Genomic DNA, 24,199 nt, shown 5'->3' with positions numbered 1-24,199 from the left:
AGCGTCCGCCTCCCGTGCTCCGATGTGTCGGCAATTACCTGGGCCGCCTATTTGGCAATAGGTCCTCTTCGCTGGCAAGAGCCTCCTGCGTAGCGTCGGCATGGGGCCCCGAAGCCCGGGTTACCTGCTTCCGCTTAGGAAAATAAGTTCGATTGCCAAGGCATCAATAGCGGCCACCAATTCGCCCCAGCGAGGCATTTTGCTCGCCTGACTGGCCCGCTCACCGGCCCCCAGATTTAGCAGGCAGATCCGATGGCCTTGGCAAAGTGCTAAATAAGTTCAGTCGCTTGAATTGTCCGCACGCGCCCTTCAAACTCCTCGCTTGGGTAAATAGATTTCTTCTTGGTGCGCGCCTTGTAGGTATACACTGTGTTTATGGTGTAGCCCAAAATCTTGCTGATGCGCTCACTGTCGCCAATTCCCAAACGGATGAGCGCAAAAATCCGCAGTTCGGCAGTCAATAGCTGGTCTTCGGGCGAATCAATCTTCTCTTCCGCTTTCAACAAGGAGTTAAAGTCCGCTACAAAGTTGGGAAATAGCTTTAGGAATACAGCATCGAAGCCCTTGAAAAGGTCGTTTCGCTCCTTTTTGCCGTTTATGCTCTCAACAATACGCTGGGTGCTGATGTACTGCTTATTGGCCAGCGAGGCACCCAATGCATCCTTGATTTCTTCGAGTTTGTCGATGTGTTCGGAAATGACAACGAAGTAGTGCCCGATGTACTCGTCCTTGATGACGTTGGCCTCATTGAGTTGGTGGTTAACTTCGTGTAGCTGTTCGTTTAGCTGGCTGAGCCGCTCGTTGTTGTGCCGAAGTGCCTCGTTGATGGCCGAGATGGTGACTTCCGCGCGTTGCAAGCGCCGGAGTTGCCGGAAGATAACAGTAGCAAAGGCGATGACCAACAGGATAAGGACGGTGGTGGCCAAGGAGTAGACCCCCAAGGTTTTCCGCTGGCGCTCGATAATGCTGACGCGCTGGCCCTCGATGACGGAAAATATGCTGCCGATCTGAATCTGCCGCAACCGGGCGTTGTAAAAGGAGGCATCTTCGCGGGCGCTGTTAATAAATGTGTACGCGTGGGCCAAGTCGCCCCGGCGATAGCACAGGTCGGAGAGTTTAAATAGCGCCAGGGTTTCCGTCGTGGCCGACTTGATGTCCGCAATGGACGCCTGCGCCAGTAGTTGCAATTCCTCTTCCGGCTTACCCAACAGTTCCGCCACGTAAGCCGCTGTGCTGGCGTTAATGGCAACTTGGTGCAAGGGTAAATCGGGTAAGCCGAGAATGTGCTTGTACACCAGTTCACTGGCCTTTATATCCTTGGTTTTTAGGTACCGAAAGCCTTGCACCGACAAGGCTTGGTACGAGCCCGCTTGGCAATAATGTAAAGCTGTGTCGCTGTAGGCAATGGCCTTGGCCGTGTAAAGTGAGAGATAATATGCACTACCGTTAAAATCAGCTAAGTCGCTGTAAGCGCGTGCTTGAGTGAAGTAAAGCTCGACCCGGTTGGCAGAGTCTAGCTGAGTAGGATCAACTCTTTCCAAGGTTTCAAACGCCTCTTTAAACATACCAGAAGATACTTGCACGAAAGCTAGGTTGAGTTCGGAAACCTCCGTCTTTTCGGGACTTTGCATGGCGTTTGCCAGCTTAATCAACCGTTGCGCGTAAGCAAACGCTGAGTCGTATTTAAAGGATCGGTACTCTTGATAGATGCGCAGGCCGAGGGTGAATTTGGCTTGGTCATTTCCCTTTGATGCCTGAAACTGCTCGGTTAACGTGGCGATTCGGTTAACCCGCTGCTTGAAATAAGTGTTTTTGTGGTTTAGGGCCTGAGTAAGTTCGTCCAGTAGCGTATCTGTGTTATTTGCCCGGGCTTCTCCAGCCACCGCAAATAAGGTGAGGCATAGAAATAAAAGAGGTTTCACTTGACGAGGATTAAAAACTCCTCTTATCGGCTAGGGCTTGCCAGCATCAAATATAGAGCTTAAGAGAAAATTGAGGTGGTCCAGTTACGCTTAATAGTTTCAGGTACTGAATTCAAAGGGCCGTTGGTGACCAATATACGGTATCCGGTAGTAAATATTGGAACGTAGCCGCTCGTGATTGTAGTGTACGCTTCCCTAAATAGCGAGCCAGTTGTGAGTAGAGAAAGACGTAACTTTCACTGCCTGACGACTGACTAATGAAAAAAGGACGATTCAGCGAGGCCCAAATTGTGGCCATTCTGCAACAGCAAGCCAGCGGGCAAACCGTCGCCCAAATTGTGCGGGAGCACGGCCTGAGTGAGGCGACATTCTACGCGTGGAAAAGCAAGTATGCCGGGGCGAGCGTCGCGGAACTAACGCGGCTCAAGCACTTGGAAGAGGAGAATTGAAAACTCAAGCAGCTGTTCGCTGACTTGAGCTTAGAAAACCAGGCTATCAAGGAGATCCGGCGAAAAAAGTAGCCAGCCCTGCGGCGCGACGCCAGGCAGCGCAGGGCTTAGAGGCTATCCAAATAGGCAGTTATACCAGGTGATTCGCGCGCAAGCAAAATGAAGCATGGCCAGGTAGTTTTCGGGCTTTTTGGCCCAGCGAATGAGCAAGTGCCGGAAGCGGTTGCGCCAGGAGTGGGTCCGCTCCACGGCCCAGCGCCGGGCTTTCTGGCCGGCTTTTTTGGCCTGGACTTCTTCCCCCCGCGGGCGGATGTGGGCCGTGTAGCCGAGGGCCGCCAGCAGTTCGCGCACCTGCTTCGAGGCGTAGCCGGCAGCCAGGCACAGCCCCTGCTGCCCGCCCGCCGCCCGGTGGGCGTCGCGGGCGGCTTCGGCCTGGGGCGGCACGCTGGCCCAGGTGCTCTCCACCAGCTTCCCGTCGTGGCGGTTGGCCCCGTCGAGCACCAGCCCCACCGGGATGCCCCGGGCCTCCGTCAACAGGCTGCGCTTGACGCCGCCGTTGCCGCGGTCCGGGGGGTTGGGCCCCGTTTTTTTTTCCGCCCAGCGGCGCTTTGTGCAGCGAGCCGTCGAGGGCCATCCAGGCAAAGTTTAACCCAAGCAGCTCGTCGTAGTCGCCCAGGGCCTCGTCCCAGCGGCGGGCAAATACGCCGGCTTGCACCCACTGCTGGAACCGGCTGTGGGCGGTACTGCTTTGGCACAAACCGGTTGCATCCAGCCCTTTCCACTGGCAGCCCGTGCGCAAAACGAAGAAGATGGCGCTCCGCGCGTCCCGGTCCGGGATGCGCGGCCGATGGCAGCCCAGCGGGTGGGCCTTGCCCACATGCGCGGGCAGCAGGGGCGCTAACCGCGCCCAAAGCGTGTCTGAAATCGTGAATTCTTGAACTGTCGCCATTAGCCAAAGTTAATCCCCTATTTGGATAGCCTCTTAGAGGCTATCCAAATAGGTTGTAAGTTGGAGTTATGGCGACAGTTCAAGCGTTTACCATTTCCGACACCTTATGGGAGCGGCTTTCCCCGCTCTTGCCGGTCCATGTGCCCAAAGCCCACCCTTTGGGCTGCCACCGCCGCCGCCTTGCGGACCGGGAGGTACTGAGCGCCATTTTCTTCGTTCTGCGCACGGGTTGCCAGTGGAAAGCATTGGATGCGACGGGTTATGCAAAAGCTCCACGGCCCACAGTCGGTTCCAACAGTGGGTGCAGGCGGGCGTATTTGCCCGCCGCTGGGACGAGGCCCTGGGCGACTACGACGAGCTGCTTGGGTTAAACTTTGCCTGGATGGCCCTCGACGGCTCGCTGCACAAAGCGCCGCTGGGCGGAAAAAAAAACGGGGCCCAACCCCCCGGACCGCGGCAACGGCGGCGTCAAGCGCAGCCTGTTGACGGAGGCCCGGGGCATCCCGGTGGGGCTGGTGCTCGACGGGGCCAACCGCCACGACGGGAAGCTGGTGGAGAGCACCTGGGCCAGCGTGCCGCCCCAGGCCGAAGCCGCCCGCGACGCCCACCGGGCGGCGGGCGGGCAGCAGGGGCTGTGCCTGGCTGCCGGCTACGCCTCGAAGCAGGTGCGCGAACTGCTGGCGGCCCTCGGCTACACGGCCCACATCCGCCCGCGGGGGGAAGAAGTCCAGGCCAAAAAAGCCGGCCAGAAAGCCCGGCGCTGGGCCGTGGAGCGGACCCACTCCTGGCGCAACCGCTTCCGGCACTTGCTCATTCGCTGGGCCAAAAAGCCCGAAAACTACCTGGCCATGCTTCATTTTGCTTGCGCGCGAATCACCTGGTATAACTGCCTATTTGGATAGCCTCTTAGTGCGTAAGTCCTATTATTATCAAACTCATGGGCTTCATGATAGGATATTTGAGAAAAATACGTCAGCAATACATTAGACAGTTGAAGAATTTGGTTACCTTTGCACTCCCAAATGGGGAAATAACAAAAAGATGTGGCGCGGTACTTTTACAAAGGCCACATTAAAGACTTGGGTTGACAATTGTGGGATTTGAAATCCTGAAGAGAATTGAAAAAACAATCTCCTAGAAATTGCTAAATCGAAAATATTTGTTACCTTTGCACTCCCAAAAGGGGAAAATGATAACAGTGCACCAAAATTCAGGCTCAAAAAAATATAATTGCTGACTCCAATTGGAAGTGGTAGAATTTGAAATAGCTAGGCAGATTAAAAAATAATTCTGTCTGCATTGCCAAATCGTCAACAAAATAGTTTACCTTTGCACTCCCAATTGAAAAGCGGGGGGGGAGGGGTTGAAATAAAAGGGCTGCGTAGGCGGCCCGCACGGTTGCTTCAACAGGAAGCGGCGTACGTTCTTTGAATGACGGAAATAGACAAATAGTAAGGGAGCCGCCGGGGCAACCCGGCGGCTCAGCCACGAAACGCGTCGAGCGGCCTTGTCCTTGTAACGGGGCGAGGCGAGCACAAGACAGCAGCCTGCTTACGAGTGGGTGAAGGACATTATACAATGGAGAGTTTGATCCTGGCTCAGGATGAACGCTAGCGGCAGGCCTAATACATGCAAGTCGAACGGTGGCAGCAATGCCATAGTGGCGCACGGGTGCGTAACGCGTAGCCAACCTACCCGAATCTGGGGGATAGCCCGCCGAAAGGCGGATTAATACCGCATAAGACTTTGGTCCGGCATCGGGCAGAAGTTAAAGATTTATTGGATTCGGATGGGGCTGCGTGCCATTAGCTAGTTGGGGGGGTAACGGCCCACCAAGGCGACGATGGCTAGGGGAGCTGAGAGGCTGGTCCCCCACACGGGCACTGAGATACGGGCCCGACTCCTACGGGAGGCAGCAGTAGGGAATATTGGGCAATGGAGGAGACTCTGACCCAGCCATGCCGCGTGCCGGATGAAGGCCTTCTGGGTCGTAAACGGCTTTTTTCCGGGAAGAACCGGTCCTGTGCGCAGGGCCCTGACGGTACCGGGAGAATAAGCACCGGCTAACTCCGTGCCAGCAGCCGCGGTAATACGGAGGGTGCGAGCGTTGTCCGGATTTATTGGGTTTAAAGGGTGCGTAGGCGGCCGCGTAAGTCTGGGGTGAAAGCCCGTTGCTCAACAACGGAACTGCCCTGGAAACTGCGCGGCTTGAGTCCAGACGAGGTTGGCGGAATGGGCGGTGTAGCGGTGAAATGCATAGATACCGTCCAGAACCCCGATTGCGAAGGCAGCTGACTAGGCCGGTACTGACGCTGAGGCACGAAAGCGTGGGGAGCGAACAGGATTAGATACCCTGGTAGTCCACGCCGTAAACGATGGATACTCGCTGGTGGCGATAGACGGTCACTGGCTTAGCGAAAGCGTTAAGTATCCCACCTGGGGAGTACGCCCGCAAGGGTGAAACTCAAAGGAATTGACGGGGGCCCGCACAAGTGGTGGAGCATGTGGTTTAATTCGATGATACGCGAGGAACCTTACCTAGGCTAGAATGCGCGTGACCGGTTCGGAGACGAACCTTTCCTTCGGGACACAAAGCAAGGTGCTGCATGGCCGTCGTCAGCTCGTGCCGTGAGGTGTTGGGTTAAGTCCCGCAACGAGCGCAACCCCTACATTTAGTTGCCAGCGGGTCGTGCCGGGGACTCTAGATGGACTGCCTGCGCAAGCAGTGAGGAAGGCGGGGACGACGTCAGGTCATCATGGCCCTTACGCCTAGGGCTACACACGTGCTACAATGGACGGTACAGCGGGTTGCCAACCAGCGATGGTGCGCCAATCCCGAAAAGCCGTTCTCAGTTCGGATCGGAGTCTGCAACTCGACTCCGTGAAGCTGGAATCACTAGTAATCGCGCATCAGCAATGGCGCGGTGAATACGTTCCCGGGCCTTGTACACACCGCCCGTCAAGCCATGGAAGTTTGGTAGACCTGAAGCCGGTGCTCCGCAACGAAGCCGGTTAGGGTAGAACAGGTAACTAGGGCTAAGTCGTAACAAGGTAGCCGTACCGGAAGGTGCGGCTGGATCACCTCCTTTCTGGAGCCGCTTCGCCCCCGACGGGGCCAATCAACCCGTTTCGTAAGCACTTTACCCATTGTCTATTTCCTCATTCAAATAATTTAAAAGACTATAGATATTACTCTATATTCTTCAGTTGCCACAAATAATGTGGCAAACGTTCTTTGACGTAAGGGTAACCAAGAAAGAGAAGTAAAAAGCGGGCTTATTTATCTGTGGTAGGTAAGCACTTTGTCCTCACTTTTAGTGAGACGAAGCGCAAGTAAGAAGTAAGCAAGAGCACACGGGGGATGCCTAGGGTCTCAGAGGCGACGAAGGACGCGATAAGCTGCGATAAGCCCGGGGGAGGGGCACATGCCCGGTGATCCCGGGGTTTCCGAATGGGGCAACCCCGCGACTGGAAGAGTCGTGAACTGACCCGCTTGCCGGGCAGTGGCAAACGCAGGGAACTGAAACATCTAAGTACCTGCAGGAAAAGAAAATAACAATGATTCCCCAAGTAGTGGCGAGCGAACGGGGAGGAGCCCAAACCGCGGCGGTTACGGCCGCTGCGGGGTTGTAGGACCACAACATCTGATTAAATCGAGTTAGCTGAACTGCGTGGGAAAGCAGGCCAGAGACGGTGAGAGCCCGGTAAGCGACAATTCTGGTTTACGGTAGTGGGATCCTGAGTAGGGCGGGGCCGGAGAAACCCCGTCTGAAGCGAGCGGCACCATCCGCTAAGGCTACATACTCCTGAGACACCGATAGTGAACTAGTACCGTGAGGGAAAGGTGAAAAGAACCGGGAATACCGGAGTGAAAAGAACCTGAAACCGTGTGCTTACAAGCAGTCAGAGGGCTTTGGTGGCCTGATGGCGTGCCTTTTGCATAATGAGCCTACGAGTTACTCCTCCCCGGCAAGGTTAAGCGCTTTTAGGCGCGGAGCCGCAGCGAAAGCGAGTCTGAACAGGGCGCGTAGTCGGGGGGGGTAGACGCGAAACTTGGTGAGCTACCCATGACCAGGATGAAGGTGCGGTAACACGCACTGGAGGTCCGAACCAGTTTCCGTTGAAAAGGATTTGGATGAGTTGTGGGTAGGGGTGAAAGGCCAATCAAACTGAGAAATAGCTCGTACTCCCCGAAATGTATTGAGGTACAGCGTCGGCGCGGAGCGTGCTGGAGGTAGAGCTACCGATAGGACTAGGGGGTGTCAGAGCCTACCGAATCCTGACGAACTCCGAATGCCAGCACGTATCGCCGGCAGTGAGGCCTGGGGTGCTAAGGTCCCCGGCCGAGAGGGAAAGAACCCAGACCAACGGCTAAGGTCCCTAAATCCAGGTTAAGTTGAACAAAGGAGGTCCGATTGCTTTGACAGCCAGGAGGTTGGCTTGGAAGCAGCCATTCCTTTAAAGAGTGCGTAACAGCTCACTGGTCGAGCGATCGGGCGTCGATAATACGCGGGCATCAAACCTGGTACCGAAGCTTTGGATGCAACCTGCAAGATGGTTGCGTGGTAGGGGAGCATTCTTCTTGCGGAGAAGCCGTCTCGTCAGGGGCGGTGGAGCGTGGAGAAACGCATATGTAGGCATGAGTAACGATAATGGGGGTGCGAAACCCCCACGCCGATAGACCAAGGTTTCCAGCTCAACGCTAATCGGAGCTGGGTTAGTCGGGACCTAAGGAAAAGCCGAGGGGCGTATTCGATGGCCAGCTGGTTAATAGTCCAGCACCGATGAATCGAAGTGATGCAGTGACGCAGAAGTGAAAGCACCGCGGGCGGACGGAAGTGCCCGTTGAAGGGCGTAGATATAGGAAGGGTAGTTAAGTACGCCCATCTTGTCGAAACCTGATAGTACCGCACGGCCTTCGGGCCACGCGGATAGCGTGCCTAATCCGACTGCCAAGAAAACCTGCTAAGCGTTTTAATCGATTCATCGCCCGTACCGCAAACCGACACAGGTGGTCAAGGAGAGTATCCTGAGGCGCTCGAGTGAATCACGGCCAAGGAACTCGGCAAAATGGACCTGTAACTTCGGGAGAAGGGTCGCTTCCTCTGGCGCAAGCCAGAGAAGCCGCAGTGAAAAGGCCCAGGCGACTGTTTAACAAAAACACATGGCTATGCCAACGCGCAAGCGGACGTATATGGCCTGACACCTGCCCGGTGCCGGAAGGTTAAGAGGGGAACTTAGTCCGCAAGGGCGAAGGTTTGAATCGAAGCCCCGGTAAACGGCGGCCGTAACTATAACGGTCCTAAGGTAGCGAAATTCCTTGTCGGGTAAGTTCCGACCTGCACGAATGGTGTAACGATCTGGGCGCTGTCTCAGCCGTGAGCTCGGTGAAATTGTAGTCTCGGTGAAGATGCCGAGTACCCGCCACGGGACGGAAAGACCCCGTGCACCTTTACTATAGGTTGCCATTGGTGTTGGGTTCGGCATGTGTAGCATAGGCGGGAGGCGCTGAACCGGGGCCGCTAGGTCTCGGGGAGCCGACGTTGAAATACCGCCCTTGCCGTGCCTGATGCCTAATCCGCCGCGCGGAGACAGTGGCTGCTGGGTAGTTTGACTGGGGTGGTCGCCTCCAAAAGAGTATCGGAGGCTTTCAAAGGTCCGCTCAGTCCGCTTGGTAACCGGACGCAGAGCGCAATAGCAGAAGCGGGCTTGACTGCGAGGCCCACAAGCCGAACAGGGTCGAAAGACGGATATAGTGATCCGGCGGTTCCGCATGGAAGGGCCGTCGCTCAAAGGATAAAAGGTACGCCGGGGATAACAGGCTGATCTCCCCCAAGAGCTCATATCGACGGGGAGGTTTGGCACCTCGATGTCGGCTCGTCACGTCCTGGGGCTGGAGAAGGTCCCAAGGGTTCGGCTGTTCGCCGATTAAAGTGGCACGCGAGCTGGGTTCAGAACGTCGTGAGACAGTTCGGTCCCTATCTGTGGTGGGCGTTGGATATTTGACAGGACCTGTCCTTAGTACGAGAGGACCGGGATGGACCAGCCGCTGGTGCGCCGGTTGTACCGCCAGGTGCAGCGCCGGGTAGCTACGCTGGGAGGAGATAAGCGCTGAAAGCATCTAAGTGCGAAACTCACCTGGAGATGAGATATCCCAATTGGAAGGGCCGTGGGAGACGACCACGTGGATAGGCGGCAGGTGAAAAACCAGAAATGGAACAGCCGAGCCGTACTAATGGCCCGAGGGCTTCGCTTGTTCCAGACTTTTACTTCTTTTTCTTTACCCTTATGTCAACGGTTTTGCTGCTTGTCATTGAACACGACAAGCAATGCCAGCAATGGTGGCTTTAGCCCGGGTGTTCACCTCTTCCCATTCCGAACAGAGCCGTTAAGCCCCGGTGCGCCTATGGTACTGCCTTCACCGGTGGGAGAGTCGGTCGCCGCCAACTTTATTGTAACCCCTCTGCTAATATGCTTTTACTAGCATATTAGCAGAGGGATTTTGTTTTGGAGTAATTACAGATGTAATATTTATTTCTTATTGATTGTCTCGTCCGGCTATAAGAGTCTATCCGGAAAATAAGAGGGAGTGTCGCCAGACGGTGTTGGCACAGGCCAGGTGCAGGAAAGCTTCGTAGTAGGTGACTTTCTTTTCCCAGCGGATAGCAGGCGGCGGAATCGGTGAAACCCGGCGTGGGTGCGCTCCACCACCCAGCGGCGGGCGCGGTAGCCGGGGGTGCGGCGCTTCTCAGCCTCTTCGCCCCGGCCCAGGATATGCACCCGGTAGCCCCACTGTGCCAGCAGGCGGCGAACAGCCTCGGCATCATAGCCTTTGTCGGAGCAAAAGCCAGGAGCAAAGTCGCCTTCGGCCGGAGGGGGCAGCACCGGCATCGAATCCAGTACCGTCTGTACTTGCGTGACTTCGTGCACATTGGCCCCCGTGACGGCCACGCCGATGGGCAGGCCCTGGGCCTCGGTGAGCACGTGGCGCTTGACCCCGCCCTTGCCCCGGTCGGTGGGGTTGGGGCCAACGGCCTCCCCGCCGAGCAGGGCTTTGGTCTGACAGGCGTCCAGGCACTGCCAGTCCCAGTCCAGGCGGCCCTCGGCCTGCAATTGCACCAATCCACTGGTCCAGAGCTGTTTGAAGACTCCTGCGCGCCCCCACTCCTGGAATCGCTCGTGCACCGTCGAGGCGGCCCCCAAACACCGCGGCAGCGCCTTCCATTGCATGCCAGTAACCAAAATATAGTACATTGCAAAAAACATCTGGCGGTTGCAAACCCGAGGCCGGCCGCGCTTGCTCACCCCACTGAGCGCCTCGGGGAGCAGCGGTTCGGCCGCTGCCCACAGCAGGGGAGAAGGCAAGAAATCAGCGTGAATCGTAGCTTCGTACGCGGTTGTAGTCGGGCGCAAGGAGAAACTTGTCAGGTGTGGTAACCCCAAATTTCTCGCGCCTGGCTACAACTTCTTTATTTTCCGGATAGGCTCTAAGTGTACAGGTTGTCCAATGCTGAAAAAAAGTTGTCAGTTTTTGCGGGAGAAGAAAAGGAGTGGTCTTAGTCCTGCTAGCAGGTTGTCAAGTTAAGCTGCACCGGGTGATGTTGGGGACTGATTAGTGTTGTAGACTTTTGGCTTCCAAGGCTTGCGCAAGGGCTCGGTACTGGTGTGAGCAACCGCTGGCGTGAGATATCCACAGCTCATATGGGGGCGCAGATGGTTGTAGTTATGTACGCTCTGCGCGACGGCGCGGGCGGCTTCGTCAAAGGTGGTGAACACGCGGTTTAAGCGGAAACCCGTTTTCAAGATGCCATTGATGCGTTCGGCTACTGCATTCTCGTAGGGGTCGCCCTGTTGGGTCATACTGATGGTAATCCCCGCTTGTCGGAGCCGCTGTGTGTAGGCGAAACTGCCATAGTGACTCCCCCGGTCTGAGTGGTGAATCAGGCATGCGGAGCGGGGCTGCTCACTTTGCAGCGCCATCTCCAACGCTTTCAGCGAGCCTTCCACCGTGAGGTACGGATGCAGGCAGTAACCGACGATAAGTTTCGAATACGCATCCGTTAGTAAGGATAAGTAGCCGAAGTCCAGCCCGATGCACAAGTAGGTAATGTCGCACACCCACGCTTGCTGGGGCGCTGTCAACGTTGCGTCCACCAACAAGTTTGGATACTTACGTAGGCTGTGCGCCGAATTCGTCGTCTTCGGCACCACCCGCTTTTGGCGCAGAATCAAGTTGTGTGTTTGTAGGAGCTGATGCAGCTTGTCGCGGCCCATTTTGATGCCACTCGCCGCCAAGGGCTCTTGCAGCAGTAAATACAACTTGCGGGTGCCCAGCCCTGGAATCTCGCGCCGAAGCGCGAGCACGAGGCCCAGCACCAGCAAAGCGTGGCCCCGTACCCGCTGGGCGTCGTGCTGGCGACGATAAAAGGCTTGTCGGCTGACACCAAACAGTCGACACAAGTGACCGACGCTCACCCGGGCGATTTCGTTTTCCTGAAGCCTCAGGACCGTTTGGTGCCAGACTTTTTTCGGATGGGCAGTTGCAGCTCTTGCTCGGCCACCCCAATCAGGGTGTGGAGGGCTAGAATCAATAGATTAGCCTGCTGCAAGGTCTGTTCCAGCTCCTCGTTGCGCTGTTGTAAGGCCAGTATGTCCCGTTTTTGCGTTCGTGTCATAGCCGGGCTAACGAACAAGCCGGTCTGCACCTTGAGCTGATACAGGCTCACCCAGTTGCGCAACGTGTAACTGTTGTGGATATCCAGGTCGGCCATCACCTGGCTGGGCTCTTCGCCCCCAAAGACAATGCGGAACGCCGCCGTTTCCTTGAATTGCTCTGACCTCCTCCCATTTACTGGGCCGCTCGGAAGTAGGGCATCAGGCGTTCTGAAGCTCGACGGTAGTGGCGGCAGCCACTGCCTCATCGGGCGTTAAATTCTGTAACGAGCTGTGCGGCCGGAAGCCATTGTATTCTTGGCGCCAGTGCTCGATTTTCTCTTGCGCATCGGTCAGCGACAGAAACCAGTGCACGTTCAAGCACTCATCGCGGAAGCTGCCGTTGAACGATTCAATGTACGGATGAGGTGGTCCAATTACACTGGACAGTTTAGGGTGTTAGTTTGAAGAAGCTGTTGATGAGTGTGATAGAGCGTCCGATAGTCGATGCTGGAGCGCAGGCGCTCGTGGTTGTAGTAGTCAAAATAGTCGGCGACGCTGGCCTGCGCGTCGGCCAGGTCGGCAAAAACGAGCCGTTCGCATAGTTCGAGCACCTCGGTTTTAAGCCGGGACCAAAGGCTTTCGGCTTGGGCGTTGTCGTAGCGGTCGCCGCGCCGGCTCTGCGAGCGCACGGCTCCGTGGTCGTGCAGCAGCTTTCGGTAAGCATTGCCGCAGTGCTGCCCGCCGCGGTCCGAATGCACCAGCAGGCTTGGGGTCGGCGGCTGCGCCCAAAAAGCGCGTTGCAAGGCCCTGATGATCAATTCTTCCGGCATCGTCGCCCCGACTTGCCAGCCGACCACCTGCTTGCTGGCTACATCCTGAAAGGCGCACAGATAGGCCCAGTCGCCGTTTGCCAGCGGCAAATACGTGATATCGCTGACCCAGACCCGGTTCGCATGGGTTGGCTTGGGCTGGTCAAGCAGCCGGTTTGGCGCGTACCGCAGCCCGTGGGTTGAGTCGGTGGTGCGCGGGGTGAAGGCCTTCGGTTGTAGCGCGCGCTGGCCCCGCCGGCGCATGGCCCCGCGTAGGCGGTGACGGCCAATACGATGGCCTTTTCGGCGCAAAGCGAGCTGCAGTCGGCGCGTACCATAGCGGCATTTGTGGTGGCCGAATACCTTCACCAGCGCCGTTTCCTAAGCCGGCTCGCCTTGTGCTATGCTTTGTTGCTGAGGATGTTGCCACGCATAATACCTACTAGCCGGTACGCGCAACACTTGGCAGAGCAGGCGCACGGGGTGCGTGGCCCGCTGCCCGTCGATGAAGCGATAGCGGCTCATAGGCTGTCGGTCGCCGAGAAGATGGCAATGGCCTTTTTTAAAATGTTCAGCTCCTGCGCCTGCCGCCGGGCCAAGGCCCGCAGCTGACGCAACTCCGCCGCCGTGGCCGGGTCCAAATCGGCCACACGAGCCGCCGCTACGGGCGTGAGTGCCTCTTTCTGCCATTTGTAGAGCAGTTTGGGGCTGATATTTAGCGCGTGGGCGGCTGCCTGGGTGGAGCGGCTCTCGCCAGCCAGGCGTAGGGCCTCGACGCGGAAGGCAGCGTCATAACGCCGACGTTTGGCGGGTTGGGGGCTGTCTTTCATGACAATCGAAAGTTAAGACCCTATTCTGTCTAGATTTATCCGACCACCTCACTTCTACTTAATAGCTCTCACGTGCCGATATAGGTTTGGTAGGCCAGCCGGCTTATAGGCTCCAAACACCCTAGGTAATAGGTGGCGCAATTGTGGAAGCAAATGACTTTGGTCGAGTATGTAAGCGGGCGGATTGGCCCCTACTTGCCGGCCAATGCGGACTACAGCGGCGTACTGATCAAGGTAGTCAAAATCGCTTAGAGCTAAGTGCCAGTCGAGGTAGGGGGTGGCCGAGGAATTGGTGAGGTAAGCACGGTGGTCGGGACCCAGCACAAATAAATGCTGGTTGTGAAGCCCGGCTAAAGATGGGTCGGGGCGGGGAGCGAAGCTGCTTTCGGCGGGCAAGCGCAGCACGGTTTCGAGTCCGGGCACTAGGGCCCGGTAGCGCACCACCGCTACGGCGGCTAGCAGCACTAGGAAAATCACCTCTGGGGCCCAAGCTGGCCGACTGGCTTGCCATAGGAAGAGGCTGAAGTATGCCAGCGGTGGCAGCAGCAGCACCAGGGCACCGGGCGCTGTGCCACCGCCGCCCGCCAGTACCGCCAGAGCCACTAACAGCCAGGCTATCATCAATTGCCGGAACTTGGCCTGAAACACGGGGCCCAGCGGCGTGCCGAGTCCTCGCATTGTGGCTAGTGACAATACTGCCGCTGGCAGGGCCAGCAGCCGTAATTGCAAGGCCAAGGGCAAGCCGCTGGGGGCCCCGGCGCGGAAATTGTGCCAGCCCGGTTCAAGGTGAAATTGTACGAAGTTGGGCAGGGCCCCAACGTAGAGAAAATACGTAGCTGCTACTGCATACGGAAACAGCAATCCACACAGCAGCAGCAAGAAGCTGCGAAACGCATTGGCCGCAAAGATGATAACGGCCAGCAGGCCCACGCCCGCAAAAAGTACCAATGGCAAGTAGCACAGCCCTGCTAGTCCAATCAGAAACCCAGCTCGGAATAAGCGGCGGTTGTCGTAACCCTCGCGTGAGGTGGGGATCAGGGCGCTGAGGGCAAATACCACGAAGGTATGCCCCACTAGCAGCGGTGACAGCGCATCGAGGTCTGTACTAAGGGAGCCGACCACCACGTATACGAGGGCTGCTAAGTAGCCGCGGTCGGGGAAGGCGTCGGCGCGGTTTAGTACGAAGTTCAGGCGCAGGGCTTGCAGCAGCAGCAAAGCCAGTGCCAGTGCACGGTATAAAAATACTGGCCGGGCCCCTACCCAGTCGAGCCCACCGAACAGGTAGACTGCCAGCGGGGCAGTACCGTCGTAAAGGTCGCGGTAGGGCAGGGCCCCGCCGTGCACCCGCTCGCCCACCAATAGGGCCCTTAGCTCGCCCGCCGTGAGGGGCAAGCCTTGCAGAACCAGCAGCGGCAAGCGCAGGGCCAGCAGCAGCAGCAGCAGCCCCAGTAATTGGGCAGGCAACGAGCCTCGAAAAAAGCGCAGCACGGGCGAAAGTGAATAAGGAAAACCGAATTGTTCCGGCAAAGGTATTCGCCGCCCGGTGGGGCCCCAGCGGCGGGGCGCGGGGCTTCGTTGCGCGGTAGCGTTCGGCCCATCTTCCCGCGGGCGTACCTTTGCAAACTATATGGAAAGCAAACGACAGCAAAAAATGGCCAGCTTGCTCCAGCAAGAGTTGGCCGCCGTGTTGCAGCGCGACCTGCCGCACTTATTTGGCGGCGGACTGGCCCCGAGCATCAGCTTGGTGAAAATGACGCCCGATCTGGGCCAAGCCCGGGTGTACCTGAGCCTGCTGCTGGGCACCGACGCCGACGCCCGCTTGGCCTTGGTGCGCGACAGCGCCAAGGAAATTCGCCAGGCTTTGGCCAAACGCATCCGTAAAACGGCCCGCGTGGTGCCCGAACTCACCTTCTTCCACGACGACAGCGCCGCCTACGCTGCCCACATGGACGGCGTGCTTGGCCAGCTGCACATCCCGCCCGCCCCACCGGCTGCCCCCGCTGCAGAGGGCCCCGACGAGTTGCCCGCGCCGCGCCCGCGCCTGTTCAAGGGTGAATGAGCGAATGAGTGAATGAGTGAATGGCATCTGCGTCCGGCACTCGTTCATTCGTTTAGCCATCCACTCATTCACTCATTCACTCATTCACCGTCCTTGTACTACGACCCGATTAAGAAGACGCTCGGCAAGGTATTCAACCGTACCCCGGGCCTGCGCCGGTTGTTTTACCTCCTGCTCGATCTGCTGCTGCTGCGCACCTGGCACGTGCACCGCGAATTGCGCCAGTGGGCCCGGGGCCGTACCCAGGAGCCGCTAAACATCCTCGACGCGGGCGCTGGCTATGGCCAGTACAGCTACTGGCTCAGCGGGCTGGGGCGCAAATGGCACATTTTGGCCGTGGACGTGAAGGAAGAGCAAGTAGCCGATTCAAACCACTTCTTTCGCCAGATCGGGCGGCCCAATGTGCAGTTTGCCGTGCAAGACCTGGTGCTGTACCAGGAGCCCAATAGCTTCGATTTGGCGCTGTCTGTTGACGTGATGGAGCACATCGTGGAAGACGTGGAGGTGTTTCGCAACATTCACGCCTCGCTGAAGGACGGTGGGATGCTGCTCATTTCTACGCCCAGCGACCAGGGCGGTTCCGACGTGCACGACGACGCCGAAACCAGCTTCATTGAAGAGCACGTGCGCGACGGCTACAACATCCACGAAATCCAGCAGAAGCTGCGCACGGCCGGCTTCGAGCGCATCGAGGCCCGCTACAGCTACGGCGAGCCCGGCCAGGTTTCGTGGCGCCTGAGCATGAAGTACCCCATCCTGATGCTGGGCCAGTCGCGATTGTTCTTTGTGCTGCTGCCGTTCTACTACGCCGTCGTGTTTCCGTTTTGCCTGGTGCTGAACTGGCTCGACGCCCGCTCGGCCCACGACTCGGGCACGGGCCTGATTGTAAAAGCCTGGAAATAGGGCCCCGGGGCCCCGGTCGCCGTGGGCAAAAGCCCGTATCTTGCTTTCGTTTCCTTCCGCCCACCGTTTGCCGCCCCGTTTGATGGACCCCAGCAGTTTTCAGATTTTTATGGATGCGCTGCTGAACCGGATGGAGCAGCAAGAAGCGCGGGCCGCCACCACCAACGAGTTGCTGCTGCAAGTGGTGCAGGAGCAGCGCCACGCCCGGCAAGACAACCAAAAGTTTCAGCAGCAGCAAAGCGTGTTCAACCAACGCCTGCTGGAATGGACGGACCGTCAGGAGAAATTCAACGAGCGTCAGGAGAAATTTAACGAGCGCCAGGAAAAATTTAACGAGCGCCAGGAAAAATTTAACGAGCGTCAAGATCAGTTCAATATCATCTTCCTGGATGAAATCCGCGACATCAAGGCCGATGTGCGCGGGCTGAAGCAGGAAGTGCGCACGCTACTAGACGTGACCATCAAGCAGCACGACGAGCGCCTTAAGCGCTTGGAAGAATTCATGGACGGCTTCCTCCGCAAAGCCGGCTAACCCGACTCCGTGAACGTTCCCTTCCTCATTGCCCGGCGCTACTTCTCCTCGAAGAAAAAGCGCAACATCATCTCCATTATCTCTAACATTTCGATGATTGGGGTGGCGGTGGGCACCATGTCGCTCATCATCGTGCTCTCGGTCTTCAACGGGCTCGAAGACTTGGTGCGCACGCTCTACGGCAAGTCCGACCCCAACCTCGTCATCACGGCCACCAAGGGCAAGTCGTTCGCCGTCACGGCCCCGCTGCTCCAGCGCATCCAGGCCACGCCCGGCGTGGCCCTGCTCACGCAAGTCATTGAGGACAACGCCCTGCTGCAGTACCACGACCGCCGGATGGTGGTAAAGATGCGCGGCCTGAGCGAAAATTACTTCGGCCAAAGCGGCATCGACGCCAGCATCCGCGAGGGCGACCACCGCCTCTACCACGACAGCATCGACTTTGCCCTCATCGGGGCCGGTGTGCAGCACGAGCTCAGCGTCACGCTCAAAAATGGCCTCACGCCCATGCACATGCTGTACCCGCGCAACACCGCGGGCAAAACCCTAAGTTTGGACCCCAGCAAGGCCTTCAACGAAGAGAATTTGCAGGCCGGGGGCGTGTTCCTCATCGAGCAGCACATGGACGACAGCTACGTGTTTGTGCCCCTGCGCTTTGCTCAGCGCCTGCTGGGTTACGGCAATCGCCGCACGGGCCTCTACGTGAAGGTGGGCGACAGCTTCCAGGTGGAGGCCGTGAAGCAAACCTTGCGTGAGGAACTGGGGCCCCGGTTCACGGTGCTCGACTCCGACGAGCAGCACGTGAGCTTGCTCAAGGCCATCAAAATTGAGAAGCTGTTTGTGTTCATCACCTTCGCCTTCATCCTGCTCATCGCCTCGCTCAACATCTTCTTTTCGCTCTCGATGCTGGTCATCGACAAGAAAAAAGACATTGCCGTGCTGCTGGCCATGGGCGCCACCGAAGAAATTGTGCGCAAAACCTTTCTGGGCGTGGGGGCCATTGTGGCGCTGGTGGGCGCGGTGGTGGGGCTGGTTTTGGGCGTGGGCATTTGCTGGGCCCAGCAGCGCTTCGGGCTGGTGAGTATGGGCATGGCCACGAGCATCGTCGACGCGTACCCGGTGAAGATGAAGCTCTCCGATATTCTGCTCACGAGCTTGGCCATCGTGCTCATCACGCTCGCCGTGAGCATCCGCCCGGCCCTGAACGCCGGCCGCCTGGTGTTGCGCGATAACCTGTAGGCCGGACCGCCCGTAAGGCCTCCCAAGCTCCGCAGTAGGGCTCTGGTACATTTTTCGACGCGATAAAGTCCAAAAAATATGCGGTGAGAATCCACGCGGGGCCCTAACTTGCGCCCTCCCGTGGCCGCCTATGAAAGTATCGTCTACCGAACCTTTTCAAATTGTTTACTCGCTCTTTGAGCACGAGTTCCTGGGCCACCTGTTTGCGGCCTATTTGGTGCAGCGTGGCCCCAAGGGCCAGCTGACGCTGCTGCACCAAACGGCATCGGCCCGCAACGCGCCCGAGTTTGCCAGCGGCCTCGACGCCGTTGACTTTGAGTTGATTGAACTGTGCGACCAGCTTCAGCAAGAAGCGGTTATCAAAGAGTTCTGGCCCCGCAAGATTGCGGCAGCCGACTTTTTCCTAAAAACTTACAGCCCCGATAAGGGCGACAAGCCACTGCAAGAAGCCGTGGCGCGCCACGTGCAAACGCGCATGGCCGCCGTGCTGGCCCGCCTGCACGGCAAGCAGGTGTTCATCATGGGGCGCGACGGCGAGCCCACCTGGCGCGCAATTGCGCTGGCCCCGGTGCTGGCCTCGGTGCTGTTTCACTTCCGCCGCAACGACGATGGCACGCACTATTTCCCCACCATTCAGTACCAAAACCAGAAGCTGGACTTCCAGTACAAGGGAGCCCTGCTGGTGTGCCAGCAGCCGGCCTGGCTGCTGCTCGACGGCATCATCTACTCGTTTCACAACGACGTGGACGGGCGCAAGCTCCAGCCGTTCCTGAACAAAAAGTTTATTGTAGTGCCCCGGCAGGTGGAGGCCAGCTACTTCCAGAAGTTCGTGGCCCCGCTCATGGAGGCGTTCGACGTGCACGCCCGTGGTGTGGGCTTTGCCGTCGTCACGGACCGCTACCGGGCCCGGCCGCGCCTCACCTTCAGCGATGTGCCGCCCGCCGGGGCCCTGCCCGAGGTGCCTGAGCGGCCCCCGGGGCCCCCGCGCCGCGGCCGCGTGCCCCAGCCCAAGTCCGCCGCCGCGCCCAGTCCTGACCGCCTGTACTTCCAGCTGGGCTTCCGCTACGGCGACGCCTCGGTGCCCTTCGATTCCGGCAAGCGCGTGAGCGTGCGCCTAGAGCAGGCCGACGAGAGCTATACCTTTCACCGCTTGCTGCGCAACGCCGACGACGAGCGCACCGCCGTGGCCACGCTGGCCGCCCGTGGCCTGGCGTTGCCCGACGGCCACGCCGCCCTCGACCGGGCCAAGGCCTTCCAGTGGCTGCACGACAACGCGGAATCGCTGGCGGCCGAAGGCTTTGCCGTGGAGCCCGCCGCCGGGGCCAGCCAGCCCTACTTTTTGGGGCCTGTGCGCGTCGAGCTGGGTATTCAGGAAGCCGGCGACTGGTTCGATGTGCGCGGCACGGTGTACTTCGGCGACATTGCGGTACCGTTCATCCGGCTGCGGGGGCACATTTTGCAGCGGCGGCGCGAGTTCCGGCTGCCCAACGGCCAGGTGGCAATTATCCCCGAAGCTTGGTTTACCGACTACCTGGAGCTGTTTGCCTTTGCCGAAGAGCAGGACGAAACCCTGTCGCTGCGCCGCCACCACCTTGCCCTGGTGGCCGATTTGCAAAGCAACGAGCTGGCCACCGTAACGCTGGGCCGCAAGCTGGAAAAGCTGCGCGACTTTGCCGAGGTGGCGGACCACCCGCTGCCCGTGGGCTTCCACGGCGAGCTGCGCCCCTACCAAAAAGCCGGCTATAACTGGCTGCGCTTCGTGCAGGACTACCATTTCGGCGGCTGCCTGGCCGACGATATGGGTTTGGGCAAAACCATTCAGACGCTGGCCATGCTGCAGCAGCGGGCCGAAAGCGGGGCGGCGCAGGGTGCGGCGTCGCTGCTGGCGCTACCCACTTCACTGGTGTACAACTGGTTGAATGAGGCACAGAAATTTACGCCTGCCCTGCGGCTGCTGGTGTACACGGGCACGTACCGCACCAAGGACGTGACCCAGTTTGCCGACTACGACGTGGTGCTGACCAGCTACGGCATCGTGCGCCTCGATGCCGAGCTACTGGCCAGCTACCGCTTCGACTACGTAATTCTGGACGAGTCGCAGGCCATCAAAAACCCGTCGAGCACCACCTCGCAGGCCGTGCGGCAACTGCGCTCCAAGCACCGGCTCATCCTCACGGGCACGCCGGTGGAAAACAGCACGATGGATTTGTGGTCGCAGATGTCGTTCATCAACCCCGGACTGCTGGGCACGCAGGCGTTTTTTCGGAAGGAATTCCTCAAGCCCATCGAGCAGCACCGCGACGAGGGCCGCACGCGCCGTTTGCACGCACTCATCAAGCCGTTTATTTTGCGGCGCCACAAGGAACAAGTGGCCAAGGAGTTGCCGGCTAAAAGCGAGCAGCTCAGTTATTGCGACATGACGACGGAGCAGGCCCAGGCCTACGAAGAAACCAAGAGCTTTTACCGCAACAAAATTCTGCAAAACCTGGACGAGCACGGGCCCGCCAGCACGCAGTTTCTACTGCTCCAGGGCCTCACGCGCCTGCGCCAGATGGCCAACCACCCGCACCTGGCCGACGCCAGCTACGCCCACGAGTCGGGCAAGCTGCGCGAGGTGCTGCGCATGATTCGCAACGTGGTGGCCGAAGGGCATAAGGTGCTGGTGTTTAGCCAATTTGTGCAGCACCTAGCCCTGGTGCGCGCTGCCCTCGACGAGCGCCAGCTGCCTTATGCTTACCTCGACGGCAACACCCGCGACCGGGCCGCCGAAGTGGCCCGCTTCCAGGAAACCGACGCGCTGCAAATCTTCCTCATCAGCCTGAAAGCCGGCGGCGTGGGCCTCAACCTCACGGCCGCCGACTACGTGTTTCTGCTCGACCCGTGGTGGAACCCCGCCGTGGAGGCCCAGGCCGTCGACAGGGCCCACCGCATCGGGCAGCAGCGGCCGGTGTTTGTGTACAAGTTCATCACCCAACACACGGTGGAGGAGAAAATCCTGGCCCTGCAACAGCGCAAACTCAACCTGGTCAGCGAGTTGATTGCCACCGACGAAGCAGTCATCAAAACCTTGACCCGGGCCGATATTGAGGAGTTGCTGGGGTAGGCTGGGGCCCTACCTTCGCCACAGTCTTTCGCTTAATGTCACTGCTATGCTTACTTCCCTCCGCATTCAGAACTTCCGCAGTATCCGCGACGCTTCGGTTAAGCTAGGGCAGGTGAATCTATTTATTGGGCCGAATAATTCAGGGAAGTCGAATTTTTTGAAGGGGATAAATCTAATGGCAGACGCTGTGGAGAATTATCCAGTTGATTTTCATTTGGAAATGAATGAGTTCACAGCCATGTTGCCGAGAGTAAATAATAAAACTGTATCTACTGATTCGATCCGATTCATTTTCAAAGATTTATCAAATGCCGATTCATTGAGTGTCGTCATAGGCGCTTTAGGAGTAAATAATGTAGTATCTAACATAAAGTTATTTTCTAGTGTCTATATAAATCATAAAATTGATTTTGATCCTTATGACGAAGAACCGCTTAATAGATATACTAACGTCTGATAATCAGGCTATAGCTAACTTCGTTTTGAAATTAGCTAATCCGGCACAAATAGCCATCGCGTCATCCAGCTTCCGTTTGTCCTTTAAGCGATTTTCAATTCGTAAACTAAAAAAAGCTTTTATTTTGGCAATGGCATGTTCTACGCGCACCCGTCCACTGGCTAAAAGCGTGTTTATTTGTCGTTGTTGAGAAGTGAGTGGCTTCGTTTTAGACGCTTTAATCGGCTTAAAAATAAAGTGTGGATTAACGTACTGCTCTAAACCATAAAAGCCAGAATCAACATGCACCCGAAACAAAGAGAAATCAAATCCGGCAAAAATCTCCTTGAATATTGTAAAATCATGTGTGTGCCCCTCATACATTTTACTAACGAAGAGAATGCGCCGAAACCGGTCACAGATTAGCAGCCATTTTAACGTATGCTGTTTTTTTTACCACTATACTGCTTTCGCTGAACCTCTTGCTTAGCAGAGCGTTCAATCGGCACCTCCGTTACATCTATAAATAAATCTTCTACTCCAGCAAAAACTTGTTCAAAGCTTGTCTGTCCCGTAAAAAGACGTTTTGCTAATACGTGCTGTTGGCGTAAAGCTGTTTTTAAACAAGGTTTGAGCAATTCTAAATACTGACTAGCTGCGGCGTCTGATATGCCGAAATACATGCCTAAATTCTGCAACGTTGGATACGCTTTGTAGTAATGCAAAATAAAAAAGAGTGCTTCCTTTTTATCCGTCAAAATTGGCTGAGTAGGTCCTTGAATTAGCACAGCTTTAGGACGGTAGAGCTGCTGGAAAAACTCATACAATGCCTCAAACTCAGCTATTGATAAGCCAGTGGCTGCTTTGTACTGACGCTCAGTGCGGGCGTTGTGGTAGATGCTGGAAGCCATAACAGATTGATGGAAAATACAAATGTAATCAACATGCTGCTAATCAATCGTTAGCATATCTAATGAACCACTTGAACTATTAATCAAACAGGTACAAGATCAAATTTCTGGCACTCAATTATATAAGCCAGACCCCATTTATTTTACATTAAGCGCTGAATTATCTGAACAAAATCATTTTTCTTCTGAAGGCGCAAATATTATTTCGTTTTTGTTCGCTCTAAGTCAAGGTTCTCGAAATCGTTTCCGTAAGCTGGAAGATGATTTCGCCAATTGCGTAGGCAATTTAACTTCAATCGCAACACCCGTTGATCCTGAAAAGTCAGGACAATTTAAGCTTAGATTCTTTGATAAAAACGACATCGGCTACTGGGCCGAAGAAGTCTCCGAAGGTGTCCTCTACTTCCTAGCCCTGCTCTGCATCGTGCATCAGCCCGACCCGCCGAAGCTGCTGCTGCTGGAGGAGCCCGAGAAAGGCATTCATCCCCGGCGCATTAAAGAAGTGATGGATTTTATCTTTGAATTGGCGCGGTTGCGGGGTATTCAAATAATTCTCACTTCGCACAGTCCGTATGTAGTGGATTATTTCGCGGACATTCCGGAGTGCATTTCGGTATTTGACCGAGAGAATGGGGAGACAATTATTCGCAACGCAGGCGATATTATTGAAGAAACCAATGCTAAGCTTGAAAAACCAATTCGCTATTCTGATACCTTAGGCGAACACTGGGTATCGGGCTTTTTGGGAGGCGTGCCGCTATGAAAATTATTCGTTATGGCTTTTTTGGTGAAGATGATGCGCAACGACTTTTTTTACACCATTACCTCGTGGCGCTGGCAGTTGGGCAGAATTGGCGATTTGAGGTGGATGCCAACTTTCCACTGGTTGGGGGCACCAAAAGCCGAGTGAAAGCGCAGTTTGATGAGGCGTGCGATACGGGTATTTCCTCTTTTCGGCACGACTGATTCTTCATCGGCCTTGATTTGGATGACCACGCGCCCGATGTCTTTAGCGCCACCGTGCGAGAAATGCAGCAACGATTGAGCGACCGCAACCTATCGGGCCTTCTGCTCATTCCCGTGCAATGCATCGAACACTGGCTGTGGTATTTGAAGTGGCGGATTGAAAACCCAGATTCTACCAAAAATATTAACCTGGAAACCCAGCCTCGCCCCGCAGCTAAAGAAGCTGTCTACCAAGCGCGGAAATGCTCAACTAAACATTCTAACCCGATTGTGGAACGGTTAGCAATCGGCATGGACGCCGAGTGGCTGGCCAGTCGTTCTGCGAGCTTCCTGGCGTTTCACCAGCAAGTCAAAAAATACCTGGGGGCCCTGGGTCTACTGTAGCTGCCCAAGGGGCCCCGCCCAAACCCCAGGCTCGCCCCGTAGTTGCTATGCC

20 protein-coding genes, 3 rRNA genes and 2 pseudogenes are annotated in these 24,199 nt (G+C 56.9%); 14 read left to right on the top strand and 11 right to left on the bottom strand.

What is annotated here, in order from left to right; genetic code table 11:
• Positions 1-269: 269 nt before the first annotated feature.
• Positions 270-1,922 carry a DUF6377 domain-containing protein gene (locus AXW84_RS20105; RefSeq protein WP_157887149.1) on the bottom strand — a complete coding sequence of 551 codons (1,653 nt, stop codon included), beginning with the start codon at positions 1,920-1,922 and terminating at the stop codon, positions 270-272.
• 257 nt (positions 1,923-2,179) lie between these two features.
• Between AXW84_RS20105 and tnpA the strand changes: the two genes are divergently transcribed.
• A complete protein-coding gene (gene tnpA / locus AXW84_RS20100; protein ID WP_082774008.1) occupies positions 2,180-2,371 on the top strand; it encodes an IS66 family insertion sequence element accessory protein TnpA in 192 nt (63 codons plus the stop codon).
• A 114-nt stretch (positions 2,372-2,485) separates the two neighbouring features.
• On the opposite strand, the gene AXW84_RS20095 is transcribed toward tnpA, so the two are convergent.
• A protein-coding gene (locus AXW84_RS20095; RefSeq protein WP_157887148.1) for an IS5 family transposase occupies positions 2,486-3,320 on the bottom strand; the annotation gives its coding sequence in 2 pieces (ribosomal slippage) (positions 2,486-2,962 and positions 2,964-3,320; 834 coding nt in all).
• Positions 3,321-3,388: 68 nt separating this feature from the next.
• Here AXW84_RS20095 and AXW84_RS20090 point away from each other — a divergent pair.
• The 4 genes and pseudogenes from AXW84_RS20090 (at position 3,389) to rrf (ending at position 9,769) form a co-directional block, all read left to right on the top strand.
• A pseudogene (locus AXW84_RS20090) lies at positions 3,389-4,222 on the top strand (IS5 family transposase).
• A gap of 673 nt (positions 4,223-4,895) precedes the next feature.
• Positions 4,896-6,409: ribosomal RNA gene (locus AXW84_RS20085) — 16S ribosomal RNA — on the top strand.
• 245 nt (positions 6,410-6,654) lie between these two features.
• Positions 6,655-9,578 (top strand): 23S ribosomal RNA (locus tag AXW84_RS20080).
• 79 nt (positions 9,579-9,657) lie between these two features.
• Positions 9,658-9,769: ribosomal RNA gene (gene rrf / locus AXW84_RS20075) — 5S ribosomal RNA — on the top strand.
• The 16S, 23S and 5S rRNA genes sit together here, the layout of an rRNA operon.
• A gap of 119 nt (positions 9,770-9,888) precedes the next feature.
• Here rrf and AXW84_RS20070 read toward each other — a convergent pair.
• The 7 genes and pseudogenes from AXW84_RS20070 to AXW84_RS20040 all read right to left on the bottom strand — a co-directional run bounded on the left by AXW84_RS20070 (position 9,889) and on the right by AXW84_RS20040 (position 15,102).
• A protein-coding gene (locus AXW84_RS20070) for an IS5 family transposase (RefSeq protein ID WP_442905615.1) occupies positions 9,889-10,700 on the bottom strand; the annotation gives its coding sequence in 2 pieces (ribosomal slippage) (positions 9,889-9,986 and positions 9,986-10,700; 813 coding nt in all).
• A gap of 201 nt (positions 10,701-10,901) precedes the next feature.
• Positions 10,902-11,795, bottom strand: a complete 894-nt coding sequence (locus AXW84_RS20065) for an IS3 family transposase (protein WP_157887147.1) — start codon at positions 11,793-11,795, stop codon at positions 10,902-10,904.
• A gap of 26 nt (positions 11,796-11,821) precedes the next feature.
• The gene (locus AXW84_RS25225; RefSeq protein WP_157887146.1) at positions 11,822-12,241 is read right to left on the bottom strand and encodes a hypothetical protein; all 420 of its coding nucleotides are present in this window, start codon (positions 12,239-12,241) and stop codon (positions 11,822-11,824) included.
• A pseudogene (locus AXW84_RS20055) lies at positions 12,195-12,392 on the bottom strand (integrase core domain-containing protein); the annotation flags it as partial. The gene AXW84_RS25225 and the pseudogene AXW84_RS20055, both read right to left, overlap by 47 nt.
• Before the next feature lie 17 nt (positions 12,393-12,409).
• Positions 12,410-13,153: an IS3 family transposase gene (locus tag AXW84_RS20050; protein ID WP_157887145.1), complete on the bottom strand. Its 744-nt coding sequence runs from the start codon at positions 13,151-13,153 to the stop codon at positions 12,410-12,412.
• 152 nt (positions 13,154-13,305) lie between these two features.
• The gene (locus tag AXW84_RS20045) at positions 13,306-13,614 is read right to left on the bottom strand and encodes a transposase (protein WP_068237518.1); all 309 of its coding nucleotides are present in this window, start codon (positions 13,612-13,614) and stop codon (positions 13,306-13,308) included.
• 54 nt (positions 13,615-13,668) lie between these two features.
• Positions 13,669-15,102 carry a hypothetical protein gene (locus AXW84_RS20040; RefSeq protein WP_068237515.1) on the bottom strand — a complete coding sequence of 478 codons (1,434 nt, stop codon included), beginning with the start codon at positions 15,100-15,102 and terminating at the stop codon, positions 13,669-13,671.
• A gap of 139 nt (positions 15,103-15,241) precedes the next feature.
• Here AXW84_RS20040 and AXW84_RS20035 point away from each other — a divergent pair, with 139 nt between their 5' ends.
• From AXW84_RS20035 to AXW84_RS23610, 6 genes are all read left to right on the top strand, one after another.
• On the top strand, positions 15,242-15,673 hold the full coding sequence (locus tag AXW84_RS20035) for a ribosome-binding factor A (RefSeq protein WP_071892355.1): 432 nt from the start codon (positions 15,242-15,244) through the stop codon (positions 15,671-15,673).
• 93 nt (positions 15,674-15,766) lie between these two features.
• Entirely contained in the window at positions 15,767-16,576 is an 810-nt protein-coding gene (locus AXW84_RS20030; protein WP_068237512.1) for a class I SAM-dependent methyltransferase, read from the top strand.
• A 67-nt stretch (positions 16,577-16,643) separates the two neighbouring features.
• Positions 16,644-17,108, top strand: a complete 465-nt coding sequence (locus AXW84_RS20025) for a hypothetical protein (RefSeq protein ID WP_157887144.1) — start codon at positions 16,644-16,646, stop codon at positions 17,106-17,108.
• Positions 17,109-17,117: 9 nt separating this feature from the next.
• The gene (locus AXW84_RS20020; RefSeq protein ID WP_068237508.1) at positions 17,118-18,347 is read left to right on the top strand and encodes an ABC transporter permease; all 1,230 of its coding nucleotides are present in this window, start codon (positions 17,118-17,120) and stop codon (positions 18,345-18,347) included.
• A 130-nt stretch (positions 18,348-18,477) separates the two neighbouring features.
• Positions 18,478-21,450, top strand: a complete 2,973-nt coding sequence (locus tag AXW84_RS20015; RefSeq protein WP_068237505.1) for an SNF2-related protein — start codon at positions 18,478-18,480, stop codon at positions 21,448-21,450.
• A gap of 46 nt (positions 21,451-21,496) precedes the next feature.
• Positions 21,497-21,907, top strand: a complete 411-nt coding sequence (locus tag AXW84_RS23610; protein ID WP_071892352.1) for an AAA family ATPase — start codon at positions 21,497-21,499, stop codon at positions 21,905-21,907.
• Positions 21,908-21,910: 3 nt separating this feature from the next.
• Here the strand turns inward: AXW84_RS23610 and AXW84_RS23605 are convergent, their stop codons facing one another.
• A complete protein-coding gene (locus AXW84_RS23605) occupies positions 21,911-22,288 on the bottom strand; it encodes a transposase family protein (protein ID WP_236943361.1) in 378 nt (125 codons plus the stop codon).
• 32 nt (positions 22,289-22,320) lie between these two features.
• Entirely contained in the window at positions 22,321-22,797 is a 477-nt protein-coding gene (locus AXW84_RS20010) for a transposase family protein (protein ID WP_068234664.1), read from the bottom strand.
• Between the two features lie 46 nt (positions 22,798-22,843).
• On the opposite strand from AXW84_RS20010, the gene AXW84_RS20005 reads away from it, so the two are divergent.
• From AXW84_RS20005 to AXW84_RS20000, 3 genes are read left to right on the top strand one after another with little or no spacing between them, the layout of a single operon-like run.
• On the top strand, positions 22,844-23,560 hold the full coding sequence (locus tag AXW84_RS20005) for an AAA family ATPase (RefSeq protein WP_082774006.1): 717 nt from the start codon (positions 22,844-22,846) through the stop codon (positions 23,558-23,560).
• Positions 23,557-23,763 carry a hypothetical protein gene (locus AXW84_RS25220; RefSeq protein WP_157887143.1) on the top strand — a complete coding sequence of 69 codons (207 nt, stop codon included), beginning with the start codon at positions 23,557-23,559 and terminating at the stop codon, positions 23,761-23,763. The genes AXW84_RS20005 and AXW84_RS25220 overlap by 4 nt, the downstream gene beginning before the upstream one ends.
• An 18-nt stretch (positions 23,764-23,781) precedes the next feature.
• Positions 23,782-24,147: a hypothetical protein gene (locus tag AXW84_RS20000; protein WP_068237498.1), complete on the top strand. Its 366-nt coding sequence runs from the start codon at positions 23,782-23,784 to the stop codon at positions 24,145-24,147.
• The last annotated feature ends 52 nt before the right edge of the window (positions 24,148-24,199 follow it).

It is taken from the genome of Hymenobacter sp. PAMC 26628 (genome assembly GCF_001562275.1).
Classification (GTDB): Bacteria; Bacteroidota; Bacteroidia; order Cytophagales; family Hymenobacteraceae; genus Hymenobacter.
Note: the sequence above shows the minus strand (reverse complement) of the source record. Positions and strands in the feature narration are given on the sequence as shown.

Excerpts from the sequence above, each read along its gene's own strand:
- tnpA (WP_082774008.1), top strand. The coding sequence starts at position 2,180 with ATGAAAAAAGGACGATTCAGCGAGGCCCAAATTGTGGCCATTCTGCAA.
- AXW84_RS25225 (WP_157887146.1), bottom strand. The coding sequence starts at position 12,241 with ATGAGGCAGTGGCTGCCGCCACTACCGTCGAGCTTCAGAACGCCTGAT.
- AXW84_RS20045 (WP_068237518.1), bottom strand. The coding sequence starts at position 13,614 with ATGAAAGACAGCCCCCAACCCGCCAAACGTCGGCGTTATGACGCTGCC.
- AXW84_RS20035 (WP_071892355.1), top strand. The coding sequence starts at position 15,242 with ATGGAAAGCAAACGACAGCAAAAAATGGCCAGCTTGCTCCAGCAAGAG.
- AXW84_RS20015 (WP_068237505.1), top strand. The coding sequence starts at position 18,478 with ATGAAAGTATCGTCTACCGAACCTTTTCAAATTGTTTACTCGCTCTTT.
- AXW84_RS23610 (WP_071892352.1), top strand. The coding sequence starts at position 21,497 with ATGCTTACTTCCCTCCGCATTCAGAACTTCCGCAGTATCCGCGACGCT.
- AXW84_RS20010 (WP_068234664.1), bottom strand. The coding sequence starts at position 22,797 with ATGGCTTCCAGCATCTACCACAACGCCCGCACTGAGCGTCAGTACAAA.
- AXW84_RS25220 (WP_157887143.1), top strand. The coding sequence starts at position 23,557 with ATGAAAATTATTCGTTATGGCTTTTTTGGTGAAGATGATGCGCAACGA.